The organism is Cardiobacteriaceae bacterium TAE3-ERU3, from assembly GCA_019218315.1.
Lineage (GTDB): Bacteria > Pseudomonadota > Gammaproteobacteria > Cardiobacteriales > Cardiobacteriaceae > JAHUUI01.
The window spans coordinates 354,735-381,463 of sequence record JAHUUI010000003.1 but is presented as its reverse complement, the minus strand read 5'-3'; the positions used below and the strand labels follow the sequence as shown (position 1 = coordinate 381,463).

The 26,729-nt window shown below is 49.7% G+C and carries 24 protein-coding genes and 1 riboswitch; of the genes, 20 read left to right on the top strand and 4 right to left on the bottom strand.

The window, feature by feature from the left end:
- Positions 1–66: 66 nt before the first annotated feature.
- From KRX19_08080 to KRX19_08065, 4 genes are all read right to left on the bottom strand, one after another.
- Positions 67–1,656 (bottom strand): peptide ABC transporter substrate-binding protein, encoded by a 1,590-nt coding sequence (locus KRX19_08080; protein ID MBV7434979.1) that lies wholly within the window; start codon positions 1,654–1,656, stop codon positions 67–69.
- Positions 1,657–1,678: 22 nt separating this feature from the next.
- Positions 1,679–3,223: a peptide ABC transporter substrate-binding protein gene (locus KRX19_08075; GenBank protein MBV7434978.1), complete on the bottom strand. Its 1,545-nt coding sequence runs from the start codon at positions 3,221–3,223 to the stop codon at positions 1,679–1,681.
- Positions 3,224–3,585: 362 nt separating this feature from the next.
- On the bottom strand, positions 3,586–5,157 hold the full coding sequence (locus KRX19_08070; GenBank protein ID MBV7434977.1) for a peptide ABC transporter substrate-binding protein: 1,572 nt from the start codon (positions 5,155–5,157) through the stop codon (positions 3,586–3,588).
- Positions 5,158–5,596: 439 nt separating this feature from the next.
- The gene (locus KRX19_08065; GenBank protein ID MBV7434976.1) at positions 5,597–7,180 is read right to left on the bottom strand and encodes a peptide ABC transporter substrate-binding protein; all 1,584 of its coding nucleotides are present in this window, start codon (positions 7,178–7,180) and stop codon (positions 5,597–5,599) included.
- Positions 7,181–7,637: 457 nt separating this feature from the next.
- Here KRX19_08065 and oppB point away from each other — a divergent pair, with 457 nt between their 5' ends.
- From oppB to brnQ, 20 genes are all read left to right on the top strand, one after another.
- Positions 7,638–8,555 (top strand): oligopeptide ABC transporter permease OppB, encoded by a 918-nt coding sequence (gene oppB / locus KRX19_08060; protein ID MBV7434975.1) that lies wholly within the window; start codon positions 7,638–7,640, stop codon positions 8,553–8,555.
- A gap of 2 nt (positions 8,556–8,557) precedes the next feature.
- On the top strand, positions 8,558–9,451 hold the full coding sequence (locus tag KRX19_08055; protein ID MBV7434974.1) for an ABC transporter permease subunit: 894 nt from the start codon (positions 8,558–8,560) through the stop codon (positions 9,449–9,451).
- Between the two features lie 12 nt (positions 9,452–9,463).
- Complete coding sequence (locus KRX19_08050; GenBank protein ID MBV7434973.1) at positions 9,464–11,068, top strand: ABC transporter ATP-binding protein; 1,605 nt, start codon at positions 9,464–9,466, stop codon at positions 11,066–11,068.
- Positions 11,069–11,133: 65 nt separating this feature from the next.
- Positions 11,134–11,490 (top strand): energy transducer TonB, encoded by a 357-nt coding sequence (locus KRX19_08045; GenBank protein MBV7434972.1) that lies wholly within the window; start codon positions 11,134–11,136, stop codon positions 11,488–11,490.
- A gap of 39 nt (positions 11,491–11,529) precedes the next feature.
- Positions 11,530–12,054 carry a GNAT family N-acetyltransferase gene (locus KRX19_08040; protein MBV7434971.1) on the top strand — a complete coding sequence of 175 codons (525 nt, stop codon included), beginning with the start codon at positions 11,530–11,532 and terminating at the stop codon, positions 12,052–12,054.
- 67 nt (positions 12,055–12,121) lie between these two features.
- Entirely contained in the window at positions 12,122–12,274 is a 153-nt protein-coding gene (locus KRX19_08035; protein MBV7434970.1) for a ribosome alternative rescue factor ArfA, read from the top strand.
- A gap of 101 nt (positions 12,275–12,375) precedes the next feature.
- Positions 12,376–14,529 carry a TonB-dependent receptor gene (locus KRX19_08030; protein MBV7434969.1) on the top strand — a complete coding sequence of 718 codons (2,154 nt, stop codon included), beginning with the start codon at positions 12,376–12,378 and terminating at the stop codon, positions 14,527–14,529.
- An 8-nt stretch (positions 14,530–14,537) separates the two neighbouring features.
- Positions 14,538–15,740, top strand: a complete 1,203-nt coding sequence (locus KRX19_08025) for an MFS transporter (GenBank protein MBV7434968.1) — start codon at positions 14,538–14,540, stop codon at positions 15,738–15,740.
- On the top strand, positions 15,737–16,096 hold the full coding sequence (locus tag KRX19_08020) for a hypothetical protein (protein MBV7434967.1): 360 nt from the start codon (positions 15,737–15,739) through the stop codon (positions 16,094–16,096). The genes KRX19_08025 and KRX19_08020 overlap by 4 nt, the downstream gene beginning before the upstream one ends.
- A 215-nt stretch (positions 16,097–16,311) precedes the next feature.
- Entirely contained in the window at positions 16,312–17,226 is a 915-nt protein-coding gene (locus KRX19_08015; protein ID MBV7434966.1) for an AraC family transcriptional regulator, read from the top strand.
- Positions 17,227–17,319: 93 nt separating this feature from the next.
- Positions 17,320–17,412, top strand: a riboswitch (TPP riboswitch).
- 45 nt (positions 17,413–17,457) lie between these two features.
- A complete protein-coding gene (locus KRX19_08010; GenBank protein MBV7434965.1) occupies positions 17,458–18,156 on the top strand; it encodes an ABC transporter ATP-binding protein in 699 nt (232 codons plus the stop codon).
- Positions 18,153–18,896: an ABC transporter permease gene (locus KRX19_08005; GenBank protein ID MBV7434964.1), complete on the top strand. Its 744-nt coding sequence runs from the start codon at positions 18,153–18,155 to the stop codon at positions 18,894–18,896. Before KRX19_08010 ends, KRX19_08005 begins: the two co-directional genes overlap by 4 nt.
- A 19-nt stretch (positions 18,897–18,915) precedes the next feature.
- A complete protein-coding gene (gene tenA, locus KRX19_08000; GenBank protein MBV7434963.1) occupies positions 18,916–19,566 on the top strand; it encodes a thiaminase II in 651 nt (216 codons plus the stop codon).
- Positions 19,567–19,577: 11 nt separating this feature from the next.
- Positions 19,578–20,231 carry a TenA family protein gene (locus KRX19_07995; GenBank protein MBV7434962.1) on the top strand — a complete coding sequence of 218 codons (654 nt, stop codon included), beginning with the start codon at positions 19,578–19,580 and terminating at the stop codon, positions 20,229–20,231.
- A 10-nt stretch (positions 20,232–20,241) separates the two neighbouring features.
- Positions 20,242–21,195: an ABC transporter substrate-binding protein gene (locus tag KRX19_07990; protein ID MBV7434961.1), complete on the top strand. Its 954-nt coding sequence runs from the start codon at positions 20,242–20,244 to the stop codon at positions 21,193–21,195.
- Between the two features lie 3 nt (positions 21,196–21,198).
- Positions 21,199–22,419, top strand: coding sequence for a divalent metal cation transporter (locus KRX19_07985; protein ID MBV7434960.1), 1,221 nt, complete (start codon positions 21,199–21,201; stop codon positions 22,417–22,419).
- Positions 22,420–22,504: 85 nt separating this feature from the next.
- The gene (gene thiM / locus KRX19_07980) at positions 22,505–23,293 is read left to right on the top strand and encodes a hydroxyethylthiazole kinase (GenBank protein MBV7434959.1); all 789 of its coding nucleotides are present in this window, start codon (positions 22,505–22,507) and stop codon (positions 23,291–23,293) included.
- Positions 23,294–23,308: 15 nt separating this feature from the next.
- Positions 23,309–24,097, top strand: coding sequence for a bifunctional hydroxymethylpyrimidine kinase/phosphomethylpyrimidine kinase (thiD, locus tag KRX19_07975; protein ID MBV7434958.1), 789 nt, complete (start codon positions 23,309–23,311; stop codon positions 24,095–24,097).
- A gap of 79 nt (positions 24,098–24,176) precedes the next feature.
- Positions 24,177–24,836 carry a thiamine phosphate synthase gene (gene thiE / locus KRX19_07970; protein MBV7434957.1) on the top strand — a complete coding sequence of 220 codons (660 nt, stop codon included), beginning with the start codon at positions 24,177–24,179 and terminating at the stop codon, positions 24,834–24,836.
- A gap of 584 nt (positions 24,837–25,420) precedes the next feature.
- On the top strand, positions 25,421–26,725 hold the full coding sequence (gene brnQ, locus KRX19_07965; protein ID MBV7434956.1) for a branched-chain amino acid transport system II carrier protein: 1,305 nt from the start codon (positions 25,421–25,423) through the stop codon (positions 26,723–26,725).
- Positions 26,726–26,729: the final 4 nt, after the last annotated feature.

Here is a 26,729-nt window from a genome sequence, read left to right as displayed (position 1 = left end):
TTAAATAACCAGCGTATAAAAAACGGGAAGCTTTTGCTTCCCGTTTTGCATTGGATCAATAATGGTTTATTTTGCTGACTTATCGACTGTGATGTACTTCGATGGCCAGTGGTTCATGACGTTACCGGCATAGCCGCTGACGTATGGCTTAACCATGTGCTTGGATACGTAGAAGTAAATCGGGATCAGGCTGTAGTTGGCAAGTAGGCGCTCTTCAGCTTCACGCAGTAGTGCTGAGCGTTTGCTCATATCCTGCTCGGCTGCGGCGTCATTGAGCAGCTTGTCGTATTCAGGATCGCTGTAGCCGATGCTGTTTGATCCACCGCCACTGGTCCACAGTTCGAGGAAGGTATTGGGGTCATCGTAGTCGCCTAGCCATGAAGCGCGGAAGACTTCAGTATTTTTCTCGCGGCGGTTATTGAGATAAACCTTCCATTCCTGATTGACGAGCTCGGTCTCAACACCAAGTATTTGCTTCCACATTTGTGAAATAGCGATAGCGATGCGCTTGTTGTCGTCGTTGGTATTGTAGAGCAGTTCGATCTTGAGTGGGTTTTCTGCACTATATCCAGCTTCGGCATAGAGCTCTTTGGCACGCTCGTGGCGTTCTTCAGCGCTCATTTGTGCATATTCAGGGGTGAATGTATCGTAGTTTGATACGCCTGGTACGACGAAGCTGTATGCAGGCGTCTCACCTGCGCCAGTGATATTCTCAACGATCAGGTCGCGGTCGATAGCGAGCGTCAAGGCTTCACGTAGTGGCTTGTTGTCCTTAAACGGTTCTTTGGTCAGATTGAAGCCGTAGTAATACGTACCGAGATAGTTATGGATATTGAGTTCGTCGTCTAGATTGGCGCGAATCCACTTCATTTGCTCACCGGGTACATCAGCCGTCCAATCGAGTTCGCCAGCGCGATAGCGCTGCAGCTCGGCATTTTTGTCCTCAGCAACGTGATAAACGACGTGATCTAAATTGACTGCTGCACTATCCCAGTAAGTTGGGGATTTTTGTAGGGTAATAGTGGATTGCGGTGTCCATTCTTCAAGAGAAAATGGGCCATTACTGACGCTGTGTTCCGGGCGTGTCCATTGATCGCCGTATTGCTCCACAATGTGTTTAGGCACGGGGTAGGCGACGGCATTAACGAGCATGCCAATAAAGTATGGGGTCGGGTTTTCGAGGGTGACTTCTAGGGTGTGGTCGTCGATTGCTTTAATACCAAGTGTATCGGGTTCAGCTTCGCCTTTAGCGATAGCTTGCGCATTTTTTACAGGATAAAGCATGAAGCTGTAGTTACTGCCAACGGCCGGATCAACACCTCGCTGCCATGCATAGACGAAGTCGTCAGCGGTGACAGGTTCGCCGTCTGACCATTTTGCGTCTCGTAGTTTGAATGTATAGACCTTGCCATCGTCACTGACGTCCCATGCTTCGGCAGCACCAGGAATGATTTCAGCCGCGGGGTCTTCTGTGACCAGCCCTTCGTACATATCACGCAAAATATGCATTTCTGATGTGCCCTGAGCGAGCTGTGGATCAAGTGTTGAAGGCTCTGCGTCGTTACTGCGATTGAATACAGTTGCGGCATTTGCTGAGATAGTAGTAGAAATGGCTGTGGTCAGTACTAGAGGAATAATAAATGGAAGTCGTGTCATGTTCGTTCCTATTGGTTATGGCTTAGTGGTTTGAAAAGCGAATAAAGCGTGATGGGATGACGTTTACCGCATTTGGTGTAAAGCCTTCAATATTTGGCTTGAGTAGAATAGCTTGGTTGTAATAGAAAATTGGCATTATTGCGTGGTCGTCACTAAATTGCTTTTCGGCTTCATGCAGTATTTGAGTGCGTTTTTTTAAGTCTGGCTCATGGGCAGCCGCATCAAGTAGTGCATCGTATTGCATATTGGCAAATCCTGTATAGTTATTACCAGAGGTGCTGCGGAAAATTTCCAAAAAAGTAAACGGATCATTGTAATCTGCGCTCCAGCCCATACGGAATACTTCACTATTTTTATTCTTTACTTGTGAGAGCAATACTTTCCATTCCATGTTCTGTAGCGAGGTTTCAACGCCAAGAACTGATTTCCACATCGAAGCAATGGCAATTGCATTTTGTTTTTGATCTTCGCTGGTATTGTAGGTCAAGTTCAGCTTGAGCGGGTTATCCGGACCATATCCGGCTGCTTGATAGAGTTTTTTGGCCTGTGCAATTTGTTCGTCACGAGGTAGCTTAGCCCACTCTGGCATAAATGGCTCATGGCGTGCTGTTTGTGGTGGAACAATGCTATAGGCCGGCTCTTGACCACCTCGGGATATTTTCTCGCTAATGATATTGCGGTCTATGGCCATTGAGAGTGCTTGGCGGAGTTCAGGGTTATCTTTAAATGGTGGTTTTTCCTGATTAAATCCAAAATAGTAAGTACCCAGTCGTGTGTATATGTGTAGATCATCAGGGAGGTTTTCACGAGCCCACTCTATTTGTTCTTGTGGGACGTTGACCATATCTAGTTCACCAGAACGGTAGCGCAGCATGCCACTATTGGCATTTTCAACCGTGTGGTAGACGACTTCGTCTAGGGCTACATTGTCTTTGTCCCAGTACTGGTTTGATTTTTTTGCACTGATCGTAGTCTGCATCACTATATCGCTTAAAGTAAATGGACCGTTGCTGATGATATGATCAGGTTGTGTCCATTTCTCTCCATACTGCTCTATGTTTTTACGCACCACGGGGTAAGTTGCCGGTTGGTATAACAATTCGAGAAAATAAGGTGTGGGTGCTTCGAGGTTGACCATCAGCGTATGATCATCGGTTGCTTGAATACCAAGCTCACTCTTATCCATCTTACCTTCATTGATTTCCTGTGCATTTTTTATTGGATAGAGAATAAAGCTGTAAGATGAAGCTGTAGCAGGATCGATAGCACGTTGCCAGGCATAGACAAAATCTGTCGCCGTCACAGGATTACCATCAGACCAGCGTGCATCATCTCGAAGATGGAAAGTATAAGTTGTACCGTCTTCGGAAATATCCCAGCTTTCTGCAACACCAGGAATGACCTCTCCGGCACCATTGACGCTGGTCAACCCTTCAAAAGTATCACGCAGAATAGTGTGGCTGGCGGTGTCTGTAGCTAGATGTGGATCAAGTGTTGCAGGCTCAAATTCATTAGCCCGGTGAAATACTGCTTTATCCTCAGCCAATACGGGGAGGGTAAATAGCATCTGAATTACTAGTCCTACGGCAATAACAGCCGCCTTGGGTGATGAGTGGGTCATAGCTACTCCTGTACGATTAACAACAGTTCAGAATAGAACTTGCATTAATATAGCATAGAGAACTTTTCTTATGTTATAGGTGTTGAGAGGGAAAATACTCCAAGGATAGTAATAGCGTTATCTGGTTTGCTGAATAATGCGTTAACTCATATGTAATTCTCTGTAATATGAATAAGGAAAATAACAAAAGAATAAAATAATACAACGAATTATTTTATTCTTTGTACCCATTTATCAGGGGATAAGATCAAGAAAATATTGTGATCAGATAGATGCCTGCTGCAAAGGCAGCAGGCTGAGCGAAAAAATTATTCTTCCTTAGTAATGTAGCGTGCTGGGATTACGCCCATAATATCAGGGTTGACGCCCTTGATATTGGGCTTGACCAGATTGATTTTGACGTAGTGATAGAGAGGGATGATGCCATCAGCATCAGCAAAAGTTTTAGCTGCGTTGTAGAGGATCTGTGCGCGCTTTTGTAAATCCTGCTCTTTTGCTCCATCGCTGACCAGCTGATCAAATTGTGGATCGCTATAGCGACCATAATTTTCTTCCGAGCCACTGGTAAAAACTTCAAGAAAGGTATTTGGGTCGTTGTAGTCGCCATACCATGCGCTGCGATAAATTTGGCTGTCACCTTGGCGCAAAGTAGAAAGCATGACTTTCCATTCCTGATTGAGTAGCTCTGTTTCAACGCCGAGAATTTGCTTCCACATACTGGCAATGGCAATGGCAATTTTCTTGTGGTCTTCGTTGGTGTTGTAGAGCAGCTCCAGCTTAAGTGGGTTGTCTGGGCCGTATCCTGCTTCTGCAAATAGTTTCTTCGCTTCGGCAATTTGTTCGCCACGTGGTAATGATGCCCATTCAGGCTGGTAAGGCTTGCTGTTGTCCGTCAGTGGAGGAACGATACTGTAGGCTGGTGTTTGGCCGCCACGAATTACTTTGTCGATCAGAATGTTGCGGTCAATCGCCATACTTAACGCACGACGCAGTTTGGGATTATCCTTAAATGGTGCCTTAGTCAGGTTCATGCCGTAGAAGTAAGTACCAAGGAAATCATAAGTGAGTACTTCATCTGCAAGGTTATTTCTTACCCAATCCAGCTGATCGATAGGTACGGAACCAATATCGAGTTCGCCTGCACGATAGCGGGCTAAAGAAGAGCTTTGATTTTCTATGGAATGATAGACGACGCCATCCAAGCTAACGTTGTCTTTATCCCAATAGGTATCGGATTTTTTTGCGGTGATACTGGCTTGAGGCGTCCAATCAGTAATGTGAAATGCGCCGTTACTGACGATGTGTTCAGGCTGAGTCCATTCTTTGCCGTATTGCTCAATGACGTGGCGTGGCGCAGGGTAGGTGGTGTAATGGTTGAGTAATTGCGCAAAATAAGGTGTCGGATTCTCCAGCTCAACTTGCAGGGTATGATCGTCTAGCGCTTTAATACCTAGCTGATCAAGATCCTTGATCTCACCATTGGCAATGGCTTCGGCATTCTTAACGGGAAACAGCACGAAGGCATAGGTTGAGCCAGTAGCTGGGTCAACAGCGCGCTGCCAACCATAAACGAAGTCATGAGCAGTGAGCGGCGTGCCGTCTGACCAAGTGGTATCACGCAGGTGGAATAACCATGTCTTGCCGTCTTCACTCGTCTCCCAGCTTTCTGCGACACCGGGAATAATGCCGCCTTCAGGGCCTGTTGCCGTTAGGCCTTCAAAGGTGTCAATCAAAATGCGGTGGCCGGCATCTTCTGAAGCAAGCTGAGGATCAATCGAGGCTGGTTCTGCACCATTATCGCGTTGTAACATGCCTGCGGCATGAGCAGATCCTGCAATGGCGATTGCGAGCGCCAATGCGGTGGGAAAAAAGCGTTTCATACATTTCCTTTATGATGACAATTGACATAGCGAAGTAAGGTTGTCGTGGTTGTGATTAGATTGTTAAGGTGCCACGCGTACTTCTATGCAAAATAATACTTTATTTTGTGAAAATGTGTTAAAAATTACTTTACGAAATGTTTGTAAATAATATTTGTGCCACATAGTTCATCAATTTTATGGCGAAGTAGAGCTGCTAATGTTTGTATCAGGACTGGTTAATGGGGGGATTACTTCAGGATGTGTAGGCAATTAAACGCTCTAAGCAGCATATAGGCTGTTAATTTTGAGCAGTGGGCGTTTTGTGGTGGACGTCTAGCCTTATGATGAGATCAGAGTAGTGGGCATTTGGTTGCACTGTGATAAAAAAAGATCCAGCCATTTGGCTGGATCTTTTTGCAGTGTAGTCCCTGAGTTTAACAGGGCCTGAAGAGGGGATTTACTTCTCGATATACATGTACTTCGAGCGGTTGTGATCCATAACGTTGTTGGTGTAACCCTTAACGTATGGCTTAACCATATGCTTGGTCACATAGTGGTAGATCGGTGCTAATGAATAGCTGTCGGTGAAGACCTCTTCAGCTTGACGCAGTGTTTCAGCGCGCTTGCCTGCATCCTGCTCGCTTGCAGCTTGCTTGAGCAGGCTGTCAAATTCTTCATTTTTAAAGAATACGTCGTTCAAGCCTGAGTTACTGACGAACAGCTCAAGGAATGAGTTTGGATCGTTGTAGTCACCAATCCAGCCAGCGCGGAATGCTTCGGTATTGCCTTGCTTACGGGTAGAGAGGAAGACTTTCCATTCCTGGTTAACCAGCTCGGTTTCAACACCGAGAATTTGCTTCCACATAGATGCAGCTGCAATGGCAATTTTTTTGTGGTTATCGCTGGTGTTGTAAATCAATTCGATTTTCAATGGGTTATCAGGTCCGTAGCCAGCTTTGGCATACAGTTCCTTGGCTTTTTTGATTTGCTCAGCGCGTGGCCAGTCAGCCCACTCAGGCTTGTACGCGTCGTAGTTATTTACGCCTGGTACAACAATGCTGTAGGCAGGAGTTTCGCCAGCACCAGTGACCTTTTCAGTAATGACGTCACGGTCAAGAGCGAGAGTCAGAGCTTCACGAAGGTCTTTGTTGTCGAAAGGTGGCTTGCTGGTGTTAAAGCCATAGTAATAAGTACCGAGGTAGTTGGCTGATTGCAGCTCGTCAGCAAGGTTGCTTTGAATCCATTTGATCTGGTCGTTAGGAATTTCGTACGTCCAATCAATTTCACCAGCGCGGTAACGCTTGAGTTCACTGCCTTGGTCTTCTGTTGGGTAGAAGATAACTTTGTCTAGCTTGACGGCATCTTTATCCCAGTAAGAGTCTGATTTGACCAGAGTGATGTTTGATTGTGGTGTCCATTCCTGCATTTTGAACGCGCCGTTTGAAACGATGTTTTCTGGGCGAGTCCAGTCATCACCGTATTTTTCGACGGTTTGCTTTGGTACAGGGTAAGCAACGTTATGGGCAAGCATGCCGAGGAAGTATGGGGTAGGGCCTTCCAGCTCAACTTCGATGGTTTTGTCGTCAATTACTTTGGCGCCAAGTTCTTCTGGCTGCATTTTGCCTTCGGCAATCGCTTCGGCATTTTTAATTGGGTAAAGGATGAATGCGTAGTTCGAGCCAGTAGCTGGATTAACACCGCGCTGCCATGCATAGACGAAATCTTCGGCTGTAACTGGAGCGCCATCAGTCCATTTTGCATCGCGTAAGTGGAAAGTGTAGGTCTTGCCGTCTTCAGAAATATCCCAGCTTTCAGCCATGCCAGGGATGATGTTGGCTTCTTGATCTTCAGCAGTCAGACCTTCAAATAGGTCACGCTGAATATGCGATGAAGGCACACCTTCGGCAATTTGTGGGTCAAGGCTTTGTGGCTCACTGCCGTTACCGCGTTTGAGTACCATTTCTGCGTGGGCGCTAAGAGAGAAACTGGCAATAAGGGCACTGCTCAAAGCAAGTGTCAGGGATTTCTTTTTAAACGACATAGAGATTGTCTCCTGTTGAATTAGCATAGTTGTGTTACCACGGTTTATCAGATTAGCATGAATTATGTGAAATTTATAAGTATGTATGGGCAATTATCAGCATCTGCAACCATGATTTTTTATAAATATTTAAAAAACAAATGTTTATTTGTTTGGTGGTTGGTGAGTGATTATGCTTGAAGTCATACAGTCATTGTTTGCTTGTACTTACTTATTTACGAAATGGTTATTGTTAAGTGTATGTGTTTAATTTTTATTATTTGTTTTTGAGAGTGTTTTTAGTTCAGAGTATCTAAGCAGCGGTCAGGATTTTGCCAAAAAATATGTTTTTCTCTGCGCTGCGTACTCATGAATGAGTACATGCTGTGGTATATTGCTGACCCCAAGGCGACATCAACCTTATGACAATGGTTGATGTTATTCGTTAAAAATATAACTTTGGTCGTGCGTAGAACTTATGATTCGATATATTTTCAAGCGACTGTTGGTCGCGATACCCACGCTCTTGATCATCATCACGCTGGCATTTTTCCTGATCCGTGTTGCGCCGGGTGGTCCATTTGATATGGAGCGCACTCTGCCGCCGGAAATTCAGGCCAATCTCAATGCGATGTATCATCTGGATGAGCCACTTTATCAACAGTATTTCCGTTATCTCGGCAATATCATTCAGGGCGACTTTGGCCCTTCATTCCAGTACAAGGACCGCAGTGTCACTGAGCTAATTGGCTATGGTTTCCCAGTGTCTATGACCCTTGGTGGCCTGGCAATGATCATTGCGGTATTGGTTGGTTGTACGCTTGGATCAATTGCCGCTATTCGCCAGAATTCGGCGGTAGATTACTCGGTAATGGGGATAGCTATGGCTGGTATCACCATACCGAACTTTGTCATGGCGCCGATCCTGATCCTGTTGCTCGCCGTCTATGCAGGCTGGTTACCCGCTGGTGGCTGGGGGGCGAGTTGGGAGCAAATGATTTTGCCAATCGTGACGCTGGCATTGCCGCAGATTGCCTATATTTCCCGCTTGATGCGTGGTTCGATGATCGAAGTTCTACGCGCTAACCATGTGCGTACCGCACGTGCTAAAGGGCTTTCTGAGCGTAAAGTTATTATGCGTCACTGCTTAAAGCCAGCACTGATGCCGGTGATCAGTTACCTCGGCCCGGCGATGGCCGCACTTTTGACTGGTTCGGTCGTTATCGAACAGATTTTCGGTATTCCCGGCATTGGTCGTTACTTCGTGCAAGGCGCGCTGAACCGCGATTACACCTTGGTGATGGGCGTAGTGGTGTTTTACGGTGCCTTGATTGTTCTGTTTAATTTGCTGGTTGACCTTGCCTATGCTTGGCTCGACCCGAAAGTGAGGTTGTAAGCATGACCATTAATGCTGCAAAAACGGCTGAGATCGTTCAAGCGCCAAAAGGCCAAAGCCTATGGCAAAGCGCATGGCGTCGCTTGCGTGCAAACAAGGCCGCGATGACGTCACTGATTCTTCTTATTCTAATTACCTTGATGGCAATTTTTGGGCCAATGATTCGCCCGTTCGCTATTGATGAAATCTTTTGGGATTATTATCAAATGCCGCCAAGCATCGAAAACGGACATTGGTTCGGTACCGATGGCAATGGTCGCGATTTGTTTGTGCGCACCATGTACGGTATTCGTATCTCGCTATTGGTCGGCCTCGCGGCGACTACAGTTAGCTTGCTGATCGGTGTGACGTATGGCGCGATTGCCGGCTTCACTGGTGGACGGGTTGATAACGTCATGATGCGCTTTGTCGACGTCATGTACTCCATGCCGTTCATGTTCTTCGTCATCCTGCTGATGGTGTTCTTCGGGCGCAATATCTTCTTGATGTTTGCTGCAATCGGTGCGATTGAATGGCTGACCATGGCGCGAATTGTGCGCGGTCAGGCGTTATCGCTGCGCCATAAGGAGTTCGTCGTTGCCGCTGAGGCGATGGGTGTATCCAATGGTGCGATCATTCGCCGCCACATCATCCCCAATACGTTGGGTACGGTGATTGTTTACGTCACGTTGACCATTCCTGTCGTTATCCTCACTGAAAGCTTCTTGAGCTTCCTTGGCCTTGGTGTGCAAGAGCCAATGACGAGCTTGGGTGTGCTGATTTCAGAAGGTGCGAAGCAAATGGAAAGCACCCCGTGGACGCTGATTTTCCCGGCAATTTTCCTTGCTTTGATTCTGTTCTGCTTTAACTTTATCGGCGATGGGCTGCGCGATGCCCTCGACCCGAGAGACCGCTAAGGAATAGCCATTATGAATGATATTTTATTACGCGTAGATAATCTCAAAGTCGATTTCGCGCTCAATCATGAAACCGTGAATGCGGTTAAAGGCACCAGCTTTGTCGTTGAAAAAGGACAAACGTTGGCACTGGTTGGAGAGTCTGGCTCAGGAAAGTCTGTCACTGCGATGGCAGTTGTGCGCCTGTTACCGGACAACATCACTGAATATGGTGCAGACTCAACCATTACTTATGAAGGCAAATCACTGCTTGATGCGCCTGAAAAAGAACTGCGCCGTGTGCGTGGTAACCGTATTGGGATGATTTTCCAAGAGCCGATGACCTCACTTAACCCATTTATGCACATCGGTCGTCAGCTTGGTGAAGCAATTCTTGCGCATTACCCGAACACGCCAAAAAGCGAAGTTCGCCAGCGCGCGATAACCTTACTCGGTAAGGTCGGTATTGATCAGCCTGATCGCCGAATGAAAGCGTATCCGCATGAGTTTTCCGGTGGTCAGTTGCAGCGCATCATGATCGCAATGGCCCTGATTAACGAGCCTGATCTGCTGATTGCTGATGAACCAACTACCGCACTTGACGTTACCATTCAGGCAGAAATTCTCGACTTGCTACACGATTTGCAGCGTGAGATGGGAATGGCAATTATCTTTATCACCCACGACCTCGGCCTTGCTGAGCACTATGCAGAAAAAGTCTGTGTGATGCGCCAAGGTGAGATAGTCGAGCAGGGCGATATCAAGGAAATTTTCAATAACCCACAGCATGAATACACCAAAATGCTGCTTGATGCGACGCCAAAAGGCTTGAAAGAGCCGGTATCTGCTGATGCACCAGTCTTGCTTGAAGCAAATAACGTCACCGTCGAGTTCGTGATCGAGCGCAGCTTCTTTGGTCAGCCGCGCAAGACGTTCAAAGCGGTTGACGATATTTCCCTGAGCCTGCAAAAAGGGCAGACGCTCGGCATCGTTGGTGAATCTGGCTCGGGTAAATCGACGCTTGGTAAGGCGATCATGCAGATGCTGCCTTATGAAGGTGAAATCATCTTTGAAGGGCAGAAGCTCACTACAGCACACGACAAGCAGAGTCAAAAACTCAAAGCGGATCGCCAGATCGTTTTCCAGGATCCGTTTGGTTCGCTGTCGCCGCGCATGACCATCGGCGAAATCATCGGTGAAGGCTTGCAAGTGCATCAGCCGCAGCTAAGCAAGAAAGACCGCGTCGCGAAAGTGGCGGCGATGATGGAAGAGGTCTCGCTCAGCCCGCTGATGATCAACCGCTATCCACACGAATTTTCTGGTGGTCAGCGTCAGCGAATTGCGATTGCGCGTGCGGTCATCCTAGAACCCAAATTTGTTCTGCTCGATGAGCCAACTTCGGCACTTGACCGCTCAATTCAAGTCAAAGTGGTCGAGCTTTTGCGAAACTTGCAGAAGAAGTTTGATTTGTCCTATATCTTTATCAGCCACGATTTATCCGTCGTGCGCGCGATGAGTGACGAAGTGATCGTCATGCAAAAAGGTAAAGTGATGGAGCGCGGTAGTGCGCAGCAAATCTTCTATCATCCACAAACCGAATACACGCAAACGCTGATCAATGCAGCATTTGACTTGTAATATGGTTTAGGATTGATTGTGAGCCGATCATCGTGAATGATCGGCTTTTTTATTGGAGGATCACCATGAAACAAATACGCTTATTTTTACTACCTATTATGGCAATATTTGCCGTATTGGCCTGTGCGCCAGCAAAACCGGTACTGACGCCGCCTGAGCTACTTTCTCAACCTGAGTGGACGATGCCGCAACGTGCGCAGCGCTATGCAAATGCCGGCGATATATTCAAAGCCAAAGTCGAAATTATTATGGATGCAGACGGCGTACCGCAAACAACTGAGATTATTGAATCATCCGGTAACCGGGAAATAGACCGCTACGTCTTGCGCAATACGAAAAAAATGCGCTTCAAGGCGGGGCTGGCTGATGGCAAACCAGTACGTTCAAAAGCAATCGTGCCGATTGAATTTCGTGTCGAATAAGGAAAATATATGATGCTTTTTGAAGCAGGTGCTACGGATATGCCTGAACTCAAGTTGGCACTGGTACAGCCAGAATTTGCCAAGGATTATTGGCGTATTGTGGATAGTGAACGCGATGATTTGCGCCAGTGGCTGGCATGGCCGGATAAGGCAAAGGACGAACAGTTTTTTAAAGACTTTGTGCGCCGTTCATTGCACGATTATGCCGATGGCAAAAGCCTGACCTGTGCGATGATTTATCAGGGGAAAGTTGTTGGCAACGTTAGCCTGAATACCATCGACCATCAGCGGGGCGTCGCTGAAGTTGGCTACTGGCTGAGCCGTGAATATCGTGGTAAAGGCATTGCGACCCATGCAGTGGCGACCTTGCGCGATTGGGCATTTAACCACTACGGCCTGAAAAAATTCCAGCTTTCAGCCGCCGCCGAAAATCAGGCAAGCCGCGCGGTTGCCGAACGCCTTGGTATGACACTCGAAGGCATCATCACCCGCGCTGAAGCGTTATCAGAGGGGCGGGTAGTTGATCATGCCGTATATGGTTGCTTTGCCACAGAAAAGGCATAATTCTGTGCTATGATGCGCGGCAGCCAGCCGTAGTGACTGGCCATTATTGAACGAACAGGAGCATTGAATGACCAGAAATCAACTCAATCGCGACCTGTTACACAGCGGCAAATACCGCAAACAGGTCGTTAAACCCAAGAAGGGCAAAGGGGCATACAGCCGCAAAGCCAAACACCTGAACCACAAGCGCCACGAAGGCGCTTTTTTATTGCCTGCTTGAATAGGCTTACACGCAAAAAATTCCCGATTGTCCAATCCTTTTCCCAAAATTCATGGTCATGAGATGGAACAATAAGTGTTTTCATTTTTTGGAGGTGCTCGATGTTTGCTCGTAATGTGTTATTTATCGCTGTCAGTACAGTTTTATCCGCACAAGCCGAGGAAAACATCGTGCTTAATCCAATTACAGTGACAGCGCGGCACACTGCTGAACCGTTGCTCGATGTACCGTTTACTGTAAACAGCATTTCCGAGCGACAGTTGGAAGATCAATATCGTGGTCAGCTCGACGAGCTGCTTTGGCAAACGCCCGGCGTTGAACCAAATGCATCCGGTGCGCCGTGGCAGACGGCGATCAAAATTCGTGGTGTTGGCCCGTTCAATCAGGTCAGCCTTGATGATACATCGGTGATCCTCTACGAACACGGTGTACCCTTGCCACAGTACAAAGCAGCAACTTCGACCGTGGATATTGCCCAGGTTGAGGTACTCAAAGGGCCGCAGGGTACGCTCTACGGGCGCAACAGTGATGCTGGCGTGATCAACATCACGCCAAACAAACCACATGCGGGCTTTGAAGGGCACATCGGTGCAGAAATCGGTACGGAAGGGCATTACCTTGGTGAAGCCGTAATCAATGATGACTTGAGCGATAACCTTGCTGGCCGTGTTGCCCTGCGTTATACCCACAATGACCACGCTTATCACAATAGCCTCACCGGTAAACCTGTCAGTGAGCCGAATACTTTGTTTGGCCGCGCATCATTGCGCTGGCAGGGCGAACGTGATGACGTATTATTTAGTGCAGAACACGATCGCCAGCGGGATTCTGCCGCCGTCTTTTCCCTGCTTGACGGCAATGCTGTGACTAAACTGCAGCCCGGTGATGTTGATAGCAGTGCCACGCACAGCAACGCTTCGCTTAATTGGCGCCATGATTGGCAGCAATTCCACTTGCAAAGCACGACTGGCTGGGGGGACTTTAGCAATCAGGTCATTGCACCGAATTTCAGTAAAACACTTTCCGAGCATATTTACGGCAAGGACTACCGTTCAAAAAACGTTTTGGACAGTGACATGACGCAGTGGTTTCAGGAATTCCATCTTGGCTCGAACGAAGATGCGCCATTTTTCTGGCTGCTCGGCGCAAACTATTATCACAGCAAGCGCTTGAGCCATTACCACGGCCTTTATGACGACAATCCGCTGGGCAGTTATAACCCGTTTTTTGCCGAACTCAATCGCCATTACACCACAGACAGCTTTGCCGTCTTCGGTGAGGCGACTTATCCGCTCACTGAGCGCCTCGATGTCACCACCGGCCTGCGCTATACATGGAATAACCTCGACTACCAGGCGGACTGGACGCCAAACGCCGGTTACGCGGTTCCGGGTGCCACTACGCAGCATGACGCACAGAAGCTCAGGGATAACTTCCTCACCGGTCGCGTGGCATTGAACTATGCCTTAACCGATGACGTACACACCTATGCCACTTATGCCCACGGTTACAAACCCGGCGGCTTCAGCGACTGGGATACCGGTATCGTCAGCGGTAAGCCCGCGGCAGCGTATAAGCCAGCAACGGTGGATAGCTTTGAGTGGGGTGTGAAAAGCGACTTCCCTGATCAGCGCATTCAAGCGAGTGCTGCGTTGTTCTATAACCGCACCAAAAACGACCATGTTTTCGTCACCCCTGATCCGACCGTATCCTACGCCAACATCACCGAAAACTACGACACCAAAAGCAAAGGCATGGAACTCGCGCTGAGCTGGCAGCCAGTCGACACCCTGACCTTGCACGGCAACCTTGCCTATACTGACGCACGCATCAGCGGCAAACCGCAAAACAGCATCAAGCCGGCGATTGATATTGGCAACCGTGTACCTGATGTTCCTAAATGGTCGGGCGGGCTCGCCGCTGAATACCGCCAACCCATGGCATTGCCATTAGGCATGGGCAACGGCAACCTCGTTGGCTTCATCAGCTATCAATACAGCGATAAACGCGCCGCGACCATCGAAAATCAGCTTGATCTCAAAGCACACCATCAAGTCAATGCGCGTATTGGCGTGGAAAATGCCAACCTCGACCTCTATGTATGGGGCAATAACCTGCTCGACGAACGCCGCGAAACGCATGGCTATTACTTCCCGGCCTTGCCTGCAGAATATGGCGGCACCGGACGCGACGCGAAAATGGGGGCAATGGACAGTGGCCGCAGCGTCGGGGTCGGCTTCCGCTATCACTTCTGAAGATGACCATGCACAAAGCTCCTCGCGCGCACTGGCTGCTTATTACCAGTATTTACATCACGCAAAGCCTCGGCATGGCGTTTCTCTCCATCGCCTTGATCGCCATTATGCGCGAGCGTGGTGCGGATCTCGCTGATTTGAGCTGGATTTACCTGCTTGGTCTCCCGTGGATTTTCAAGTTTTTGTGGGCGCCGCTGATTGACCGCTTTAATTTGCCATGGCGCGGGCATTACCGCAGCTGGCTGTTGCTCATGCAAGGTTTAATGGTTTGTTGCTTGCTGTGGATCAGCCAACTGTCACTCGATGAAGATATGCACCTCATCGCCATCGCCGGATTTATTTTTGTCTGCTGTTCGGCAACTCAGGATATCGCCGGTGACGCACTCGCCACTATTTTGTTCTCGCACCGGCAGCACGGTATGGTCAACGGCATCCAGACCGCCGGCGGCTTCCTTGGCAACCTGATTGGCAGCGGGCTTGTTTTGCTTATCTACAGCGTCAGTGATTGGGCAACCGTGTTTTACTTCCTCGCCGCACTGACGACCGTGTGCTGGTTGCAAATTGCCTGTTTTCGTGAACCGGAGGCACAGCAACCCATCGTGCGCCCGACCATCCGCCAAATTGGCATCGCCCAGCTCGTGTTATGGCGCAAGCAGTGGTTGTGGTTGCTGTTACTCATCACCATGCCAATGGCATTTTGCCTTGCCAACGGTATTCTCACGCCGATGCTGATTGACGGCGGTTGGGCGTTGACCGACATCGGTTTGGCCATGAACGGCTATGGTGCCATCGTAGGCGTCATTGCCGCACTTGCCTCTGGTCGTATCATTGCCGGCGTAGCGCGTCATCGTGCGATTATGGCCACTGCTATCGTGCAAATTATTGGCCTGGTTGCTATCTTGCCGCTTACCTATCACGTCACGCCGATAACCGCCTACCTCGCATTGACCGCGTTTTTTATTGTCTATCCTTGCGTCGTCGCAACCCTCAGTACGCTGATGATGGATAACGCAGCGCCCAGCGATTGCCCCGGCAGTATCTTCACCGTGCAATACAGCGTATATATGCTGGTCGGCTTCGGTGCCTCCGCACTTGCACTCAACCTTGCCGCCGCTTTTGGTTATCGCACACTCATCCTGCTCGCGATTGTGATCTCCATCATCGCCTTCTTTATAGCCATCCTGTTGATTAAAGGAGAACGCCAAACATGAACTACCGTGCCGCCAAAATTCCTGTTTCGTGCGACGAAACCATTATTCGCCAGTGGGTAGATGACCTGACTGTTTGCCCGCAAACCCTCAAATCAGCCTTGCAACGTGAAGGCGTGCGCCACGAAGTCTGGTATCTTGGCCGTGAGCACGGCAAACTGTTCCTCATCGGGGTTATGGATTGCGACAATCACGAACGCGCCGTGCAAATTTTTCTCGAATCCGAACACGACATCGACCGAATTCACCGCGAATTTACCGGCCATTGGCAAATGGATGATATCGAGCAACTCGATGTTTCCCCGCAGCACGAACCGCGCTATCCGCAATATGAAAAATTGTTCGAGGCATTTGCGTAATATCCTGCTGATGGGGTGACGTTTTAGCGCTACAAAGTATAGTAGGACTCCAGAAAAACGGTTACAGCACATAAAAACAAGGCATTGTTCTTGTTTTTATTTTTTGGTTACTCTGTGGCCGTTTTTCTGCAATTAGACTGTAGAGGATATTGATGCAGTGAGAAAATAGTGGCGTTGCGCTACAATATTTTGTGTATTGATTATCATCTGCAAATATGAGCCGTCAACGACATAACCACTACGATCCGACCCATTGGCAAACCGAACAAACCGACGCCAACATCACCACTGTCAAGCCACTGTTGCGTGGTTGGTCGGGATTTGGTGACCACCATCTGATGGATAACGGGGCTCTGCTCAGCCGCGTTAATATCAACACCAGTAACGCGGCACGTGAACCAGCTATCCCGTTTTCCTGTCATTTTAGCCTGCACATTGCGGTTGAAGCTGATTACACTTTCTATAGCAGCGCTGTCGGTAAAAATATCGACGTGCACAATCGCAGTATCTGGTGTTGCCGTGGTGACTTGGGCGACATCACTGCATCATGGCAGCGCAACAGCCGTAACCGTGCCATCTCATTGTATTTCCCCGCAGTATTACTTGAGCGCTGGCACGAACAATCTGCTTTGCCAAAATGGTTGCAGCGCGGTAGCAGTGCGCCATTAGAGCCTTTGCCACAGCTGACCTGTCATCCGCGTGCCATGGCACGGGCCGCGCAAATCATCGCCCAGCCCGCTACGACCTTATTCGACCGGCTCAGGCTCGAAAGCCTGTATCTGAATCTGTGTGGTGAATTGTTTGCCGCTGACCAGTGCCGCAATAGCAACAAAATCGATGATGTGATTGACATTATTCACAGCGAATACCACGGCCATTTGACCATCAGTGCGCTTGCTGTGCGGGTTGGCCTTAATGAATGTTATCTCAAACATCAGTTCAAACAGCGCACCGGCAGCACCATCGCCGCTTATGTCCGCGAGCTGCGTATGCGCGAAGCAATGCGCCTGTTGCTCGATGAAGGCAAAACCCTGCAAGAAACCGCATGGTATGTCGGCTATCGTGATAGTGGCTATTTCAGCAGGGTATTCCGCACAACTTATGGCTTCTCGCCTACAGACATAACATAGATAACCTATTAATGTGAATATAAAAAACAGTTTGTACTTGATTTTGAGATTCATTGATTGTTAGAGTATGCGCACACCTTGCGCGATAGCAGGGTGAACTTGTCGGGGTGTCCTTGAGTGGACTGAGATCATACCCGTGAACCTGAAGCAGTTAGTACTGACGTAGGAAACAAGCATGAACCACTTGCCGTCTTATCAAAACACGCTGCTTTGCCTTTCCGGCAAAGCCAGATGATTCAATTATCCAATCTATCACTCGCCTATGGTGCTGAACCGCTGGTTGCCGGTCTCGATTTGCATATCGAGCGGGGGCAGTGGGTTGCATTGCTTGGCCGTTCTGGCTGCGGTAAATCAACCCTGATTAAAGCGATTGCCGGGCTCGACCACGGCGCAAGCCAACAAGGCAATATTACCCTCAACAACAACGACGGCATTGCCTATATGGCGCAAAAAGATGCGCTATTGCCGTGGTTAAGCATTCTCGATAACGTGCAACTGCGTCACCGCCTGCACGGCTCGCAAAGCAAAACGACTGCGACACAAGCACGCGCGATGCTCGACAAAGTCGGACTTGGCGAACACGCTGACAAGCCACCGTATCAGCTTTCCGGCGGTCAGAGGCAGCGTGCCGCTCTGGCACGAACCTTGATGTCTGAAGCGAGCATTGTGCTGATGGACGAGCCGTTTTCCGCAGTCGATGCAATTACCCGCTTGGAATTGCAACGCCTTGCAGTTGACCTGCTCGGCGATAAAACCGTGCTGCTGATTACCCACGACCCGCTCGAAGCCATCCGCCTCGCCGATGTGATTTACGTCATGCACGAAGGCGGTATCAGTACGCCATTTATCCCTGACGGCGCACGCCCGCGCTTTGCCCCCGAAGCGGCACAACCGGTGTTGCAAGCCAAACTCCTTGAGGCGTTGTCATGAAGCAGGTCGGCAAAATCCTCTTGATTACCGTAGCGCTGATTGCCCTGTGGCAGCTCGTGGTCACGGTTTTTTCTTTGCCGCGCTATATCGTCGCTTCGCCGTGGGACGTGGCGCAAACGCTGGTCAAACAATGGCCTCTGCTATACAAAAATGCCAAGGTCACGCTGCTCGAAATCCTGCTCGGATTGGTGTTCGGCTTTTCGCTCGGCTTGTGTTCGGCGCTGATTCTGATGCTGTCGCGGCGCCTGTCGGCGGTGATGATGCCGCTGTTTGTGTTGTCACAAGCCGTACCGGTATTTGCTATCGCGCCGTTGCTGGTGCTGTGGTTTGGCTACGGCATGGGCTCGAAAGTGATGATGGCAGTGTTGATTATTTATTTCCCTGTGACCGCATCGTGCTACGACGGCCTGCGCAATACCCCGACGCAATGGATAGACCTAGCCCACACCTTGCACGCCAGCCGCTGGGCAATCCTCACCCGCATCCGCTTACCTGCCGCGCTGCCATCGCTTGCATCGGGTTTGCGCATTGCCGTGACTTGCGCACCGATTGGCGCGATTGTCGGCGAGTGGGTTGGTTCGGCCGAAGGGCTGGGTTACCTGATGTTGCAGGCCAATGCACGTATGCAATCGGCGCTGGTGTTTGCCGCACTGCTGATTTTGGTGCTGATGTCCCTGACTCTCTATTTCACCACGGATACGCTGCTGAAAAAGTGGATTCCGTGGCAAAAGCATCTCTAAATGAACCCAAGGAGAAACCATGACAACCTTTGCCGACCTTAAAGCCAATTGCCCCGCGTGGCCGGATTACACGCGCCACGCATTTGTGCGTCAACTCGGTGACGGCACGCTTGCCAAAGCCAGTTTCCAGCATTACCTCAAGCAGGATTATCTGTTCCTGCTGCAATTCACCCGCGCATGGGCGCTGGCGGTATATAAAAGCGACAGCTTTGCGCAAATGCGTGCCGGACAAGCCGGTATCAACGCCATGCTCGACATGGAAATCGCCCTGCACATTGATTACTGCGCCGAATGGGGCATCAGCGAAGCCGAATTACAACATGTCCCTGAATCTGCGGCCTGCGTCGCCTATACCCGCTATGTACTCGATTGTGGCATGACCGGCGGTCTCGCCGAACTCTACGCTGCTTTGCTGCCGTGCATTTACGGTTACGCAGAAATCGGGCGCGAACTCGCCGCACAGCCCGCGGTTGCCGACAACCCCTATCAGGCGTGGATTGATATGTACAGCAGCGATGAATTTTTTGCCAGCGCCGATGCGTCGCGGCAGATGTTTGACGATTTAGCCAAAGACGTATCACCAACGCAAGCTGCGCGTTTGCAGCATATTTTTGACACCGCCACACGCATGGAAGTGGCGTTCTGGCAAATGGGTTTGGATTTATCTTAAGGAGCAAAAATATGACGAAACAATCTTTTTCGGAAACCGTTCGCGCACACGCCGAACCTTATTGGCGCGAAGCAACCGATCACGTTTTTATTCAGGAGATGGTTACAGGGCGCTTGAGTGAGCAAGCATTCAAGTATTACCTGATTCAGGATTATGCCTTTTTCCGCCATTTTTCAGACATTGTGTCTTATGCGATTGTTCACGCCAAAACCATGGAGCAAATGCACCGTTTGTCGGGCTTTTTGAGCGTGGTCACCGATGGTGAAAATGACTACTTCCTGCGCTCGTTTGCCGCGCTTGGTGTTAGTGAAGATGAATACCTTGATCCAGCCTTGAATCCGGTAATGCAGGGATTTGCAGATGTAATTGCCCAATCAACAAAAGCGGGCTATTACGATTGTATTGTGGCATTGGCGTGCGCGGAATGGACGTACTGGACGTGGGCAGACACTTATCGCGACCATCAGCCTGAAGCGTTCTATTTCAACGAATGGATTACCTTGCACAACAATCCCGAATTCGAGCAGTTTGTTATCTGGTTGCGTAGTGAACTCGATGCCATGGCTGAATTGCCGGAAGCGGAGCAGCAGCGCCTCAAAGAGCTGTTCCGCCATTGTTGCAAGTTGGAACGTGACTTCTTTACTTATGCTTATGAACAATCTTAAGGACTAAACCATGAAAAAAACCATTATCAAATCCATCCTCGCCACAGCACTACTTGCTTCAGCCTCCGCGTCGTTCGCAGCCGATAAAGTGACGGTGTTGCTCGACTGGTTCGTCAATCCCGACCATGCCGCGCTGATTGTTGCCAAGCAAAAGGGCTTTTTCGACAAGCACGATCTGGACGTGGAATTTATCGAACCGGCTGACCCGTCGATGCCACCCAAGTTGCTCGCTGCCGGACAAGGCGATCTGGCGGTCGATTACCAGCCGCAGTTGCAAATGGCGGTTGCCGAAGGTTTGCCAATCAAGCGCATCGGTACGCTGATTTCCACACCACTCAATACCCTGACCGTACTCGAAAGCAGCGGTATCAGCGAAATTGCCCAGCTCAAAGGCAAAACAATCGGTTATTCGGTCAGCGGTTTCGAGCAAAGTCTTCTCGGTGCCATGCTGCGCAGTGCCGGTCTGACTACGGACGACGTGAAATGGGTTAACGTCAACTTCTCGCTTGCGCCTTCGCTGATTGCCGGTCAGGTGGATGCCGTATTTGGCGGTTACCGCAACTTCGAGTTGAACACATTGGATCTGGAAGGGCATCCGGGGCTGGCATTCTACCCCGAAGAACACGGCGTGCCGTCTTATGACGAGCTGGTGCTGGTCGCCAATGCCAATAACGTCAATGATGAACGCTTCGAGCGCTTCCTCACCGCGGTTGAAGAAGCGACCGTCTATACCCTCAATCATCCGGATGAATCGTGGGATGCGTTTCAGGCGTATAAGCCCGACGATCTCGACAATGAGCTCAATCGCCGCGCTTGGGGCGACACTTTACCGCGTCTGGCCTTGCGTCCGCGTGCGCTGGACAATAACAGCTACATCCGTATGGCAGAGTTCCTCAAGGAAAACGGCATGATTGATAAGGTACAGCCACTGGCTGACTACGCCGTGCAATTACCGCAGGAATAAGCTGTGCGGCTACGACAAACCCTCAACCGGTTTGGCCCTGGTCTGATTATGGCGTCGTCGGCGATTGGTGGCTCGCACATCATCGCCTCGACGCAGGCCGGTGCGCAATTCGGCCTGCAACTAGCCGGATTTATCATCGCAGTGAACCTGCTCAAATATCCGTTTTACCGTTTCGCCTATCGTTACGCCCTGCAAAACGGGCAAAGCGTGCTGCAAGGCTACGCCGCGCAGGGCAATGTGTATTTGTGGCTGTTTTTACTGTTCAACGGTATTGCCACGGTGGTCAATATTGCCGGTGGTGCATTATTGTCGGCGGCGTTGTTGTCGCCGCTGTTGCCGTTTGACTGGTCGCTGACGTGGCTGAGCATTGGCGTGTTAATCAGCTTTTTGCTCATATTGGCGAAAAAGCAATATCCGATTCTCGACATGCTGTCGAAAAACCTGATGCTAATCCTTACGGTGATTACCATTATCGCGCTGGTGATGGCGGTGTGGAGCGTTGCCACCGAAGGCAGCCGTGTGCCGGACAGCTTTGTCGAGCCGTCACCGTGGACGTTTGCCAGCATTCCGTTCTTGATTGCGCTGATGGGCTGGATGCCCGCGCCGATGGAATTGAGTGTCGCCACGTCGATGTGGGTGGTGGAAAAGCAGCACCTGAACAAAATCAGTTTGCGTGACGGTATGCTTGATTTCAACGTCGGCTATGGCGTGACCATTGTGCTTGCGCTGGTGTTCATGACCCTCGGTGCATTGATGCAATACGGGCAGGATTTCCCGCAGGCTGCTGGCGGCAAATACGTCGCGCAGTTCGTCAATATGTACGCACAGGCGATTGGCGAATGGACGCGCTGGTTTATCGGCTTGCTCGCCTTTGTCTGCATCTACGGTACGACTTTGACCGCTGTGGATGGCTATTCGCGCACCAACATGACTGCGGTGCATTTGCTGCTCAAGCGCCCGCACACCACGCGCAACGAAGTGTTTTACTGGATGCTCGGTGCGAGTATCGTGTCGTTTGTCATCATCGTCTTTTTCCAAAGCTCGGTGGGCAAAATGATTCCGTTCGCGATGACCATGTCGTTTATTTCTGCGCCGATGTTCGCGTGGCTCAATTTCACCTTGTACCGCGACGGTAAGGGCAACCGTTGGTTGTCGGCGTGGGCATGGCTGGGACTGGCGTATCTCGTTGCCATGTTGGTGCTGTATTTTTACGTCAAGTTTTAATGGTTTCCCCGTGGAAACAGGATGCTGAATTTTGTCATTATCTCTTTAATGCCTGTTTTTACGGGGTTTTGGATTAGGAAAAAATATGTTACAACTCGAACTACTCAACCGCATCCGCAGCGATAATCCGCTGATTCACAACCTGACCAATATCGTGGTTGCCAATTATGTTGCCAATGGTTTACTCGCCATTGGTGCATCGCCGATTATGTCCAACGCACCGCAGGAAATGGACGAATTGGCCAGTATCGTTAGCGCTGTTGCGATTAACATTGGTACACCGACCAGCGAGCAAGTCGCGGCGATGATGGCTGCTGGCAAAGCTGCTAATCGGCACGGCAAACCGCTATTGCTTGATCCGGTCGGCGTTGGTGCAACCGCTTACCGCCGCGAGCTGGTGCAAAATCTGCTCGACAACGTGCAATTTGCCGCCATTCGTGGCAATGCCGGTGAAATGGCAACGCTGGCGGGCGTGGACTGGCAAAGTAAAGGCGTAGACGCAGGCAGCGGTAGCGCTGACGTACACGCCATTGCCAAACAAGTCGCGCGGCAATATCGCACGGTTGCCGTTATCAGCGGCGAAGTGGATGTACTGAGCGATGGTGAACGGATTATTGAGGTTACCGGCGGCACGTCACTGTTCCCGCTGATTACCGGCTCGGGTTGCCTGCACGGCGCAGTGTGTGCCGCGTTTATTGCCATCGCTGATGACGCCTTGTCCGCTTGCGTTACCGCCTGCGCTGCCTATGCCACGGCTGGCGAACACGCCGCACAAAATAACATTGCCAACGGCAGCTTTACCACAGCATTGCTCGACAGCCTCGCACAGCTGCAAGCCAGCAGCATCACAGCAGAAAAAGTACGGATCATTTAATCCAAGGAGCAAACCATGACTATCCCTCAAGCACTCACCATCGCCGGTTCGGACAGCGGCGGCGGCGCTGGCATTCAAGCCGACTTGAAAACCTTTCAGGAACGTGGCGTATTTGGCATGAGTGCCATCACCGCGGTGACTGCACAAAACACCCTCGGCGTACACGACATTCACGTCATTCCAACCAAAACCATCCGCGCACAACTCGACGCCATTGCCGATGATTTCAACGTCGATGCGTTCAAAATCGGTATGTTGGGTAATGCAGAAATCATCGAGTGTGTCGCTGCAGCATTGCAGGCGCACGACTTCGGCCTGTGCGTGCTCGATCCGGTGATGATCGCCAAAGGCGGTGCGCCATTGCTCGAAAACAACGCGATTGATGCACTGAAAACGCAGCTATTGCCACGCGCCGACGTACTTACGCCGAACATCCCCGAAGCCGAACATCTATCCGGCATCAAAATAGCCAATCAGGACGATGCACACAAAGCGGCAAAAATCCTGCAAGATATGGGCGCGCGTACCGTCATCATCAAAGGCGGGCACAGCAGTGGTGAGCAAAGCAGCGATCTGGTCGTCACCCCTGATGGCGAATTTACCCTCAGCGAACCGCGCTTCGACACCCAACATACCCACGGCACTGGTTGCACCTTCTCGGCGTGTATCACCGCTGAACTGGCGCAAGGGCGAAGCGTCGAGGAAGCGATCCGCACCGCCAAAGCCTTCATTACCGCTGCGATCAGCAATCCACTGGGCATCGGGCATGGGCACGGCCCGACCAACCACTGGGCGTATCGTTGAGTATTCAAATTGCATCACAACACAGCTTTTGATAGCTATTCTTGTATGCAAACTTGCCCGATTTGGCTGAGGTAATGAGATGAAAACACCACTCAATGATTTAAGCGTCTATTTTATTGCCGGTACGCAGGATGTGGTCGGCGAGCCGGCTGACCGCGTGGCTGCGCTACTCGATTTACTCGATCGTGCGCTTGATGCTGGTATTGGCTGCTTTCAGCTGCGCGAGAAGGGCGCAAAGGCGTTGCAATACCCTGATGATATTCGCCAGTTGGCTGAAGCGTGCTTGCGGCGTTGTCGTGCGTACGGCGTGCCGTTGTTTATCAATGACGATGTCGATTTGGCGTTGGCGATTGGCGCGGATGGTGTGCACGTCGGGCAGGGCGATGAAGCGATCGAGCGCGTGATTGCGCGTTGCCAGGGAAAGCTGTTAATTGGTTTGACCATCAATACCCTTGAGCAGGCCAAAGCAGCAAGCCATATTGACGGTATTGATTATTTCGGTGTCGGGGCAATTTATGCAACAACCTCGAAAGCCGATGCCAAAGCACCGGCCGGTACGGGGTTGATTGAAGCGATCCGTGCAGCAGGTATTGATAAGCCGATGGTCGGTATTGGCGGCATCAGCATGGAAAATGCGGCGGCGGTTCGCAGTGCCGGTGCCGATGGGGTTGCGGTGATTTCAGCGATTACACAGGCTGATGATGTTGCTATCACGGTAAAAGCATTGACCAGCCCCTAGCTTGTATTCGAACACCAAATACATTGATCTTGCATTTGACTTCAATAGTCAACCACGGTAGCTCTTTTGGTTTGCCGAGCAAATTAAAGCTTGCATTATTGGCCAAGACATCAATAAAACCAAAGTGGCTTCATTTGCGTTTACAGTGTACGTTATGTTGCCACTATTGGTTGCTTGTATGCTAAGGGTAAATAATTATTATCTTTTTATAGGTTGTGTATTATTTTGCGCTGCTCTTTGGAAGGCTCGATGCCGTAATGATTCTACGCACCTAACAGTTGCGCCCAAAACAACTCAATGCACCAATAAGAAAGCAATATAAATTATTCATTCCAGCCTTATGAATAGCTGTTGAAGAGTTATTCCTGTATGTTAGATGAGAATGACTAATATTACATGAATTGATCTTGTTTAAATAATTGATATTAAAATAATAAACTTCTGTTTTATATATTTTATAGGTTTCCTAAAAGTACTGCTTGAGATGTGATTTTTTGATGTTAATACACTTAAAACACCAAAATATAGACAATTAAATAAAATAGTTTTAATATTTTAACAAATATCCACACATAAGTTTACTAATGAATACCTCTCGTCATATCCAGCCAGTTTTTTATGGATTTATGCTGCTTTCATTCTTCTTTGGTGCCGGAAACCTGATTTTCCCGCCAATGTTGGGCATGGATTCAGGAACCCTGTTCCCCCAGGCCGTAACCGGATTTATTTTGACCGCAATTGCTTTGCCGATGATGACGGTTATTGTCATTGTGCGCTCACCTGACGGACTGATGGGGGTTGGCAGACGCGTGCATCCTATATTTGCTTTGCCATTTGCGATCCTGATTTATTTATCTATCGGGGCAATGTATGGCATTCCGCGAGCATCCAATGTGGGTTATGAAATAGGCTTCAAACATTTGACCGATCTGCCTGATTCTATTGGGCTGGTTGTTTATGTAGTCGTCTTTTTTGCGGTTTGCTATTTTGCTGCACTTCATTCGGGTTATTTGGTTGAGCTGATTGGTAAAATGCTGACTCCTTTGTTGTTGCTCAGCATTGCTTTGCTGTGTGTATTGGCGTTTATGTCGCTAGCACCATCGGGGCATGAGCCGACAGCAAAATTTGCGGAAAATCCTTTCACCGCTGGCATTATCGAAGGATATTTCACCATGGATGCCTTGGCCGCACTGGCTTTTGGTTCCGTGTTGGCAAATGCCGTGATCGCTCGTGAAGGCAAGGGGGCAAATAGTGTGGCAATCATGGTGCAGGCATCATGCGTTGCGGCACTGTGTCTCGGTATCATCTATTTCTGCTTGGCATGGATCGGGCTGACGGTGCCTGAGACAGCGGGTTATGCCAATGGTGCAGACTTGCTCTCAGCCGTGTCAGCCCAACTAATGGGAGAAGCGGGGCACGTGGTGTTTGGAATTATCGTTATGCTGGCCTGTTTGACGACTTGCATCGGCCTGATCAATGCATGTGCGAGCTTTGCCAAGCGTCTTTATGCAAAAATTGATTACGCTTATTATGTGTTGCTCTTTACCGTTACCGGTGCAATTTTTTCAAATTTGGGTTTACAACGTATTCTGGCAATAGCCATTCCGATTCTGGTCTTTTTATACCCTATTAGCATTGCTTTGGTTGTGCTTTCAATGCTGCATCCATGGATCAGATACCGCCGTTGGACGTATACACTGGGTGTCGGTGTCACGGTATTGATGGCTTTTCAAGACCTGCTCTCAAGCTTGTCTATTACTTTACCGTGGCAATCATTACTCGATAAGCTGCCATTGGCTGAGCTAGGGCTGGGGTGGATCATGCCTTTCGTCGTGATGTCGGCCATTGGATATTTTATCTCTCCAAAAGGGCAGCAGCCATTGGATTGACACA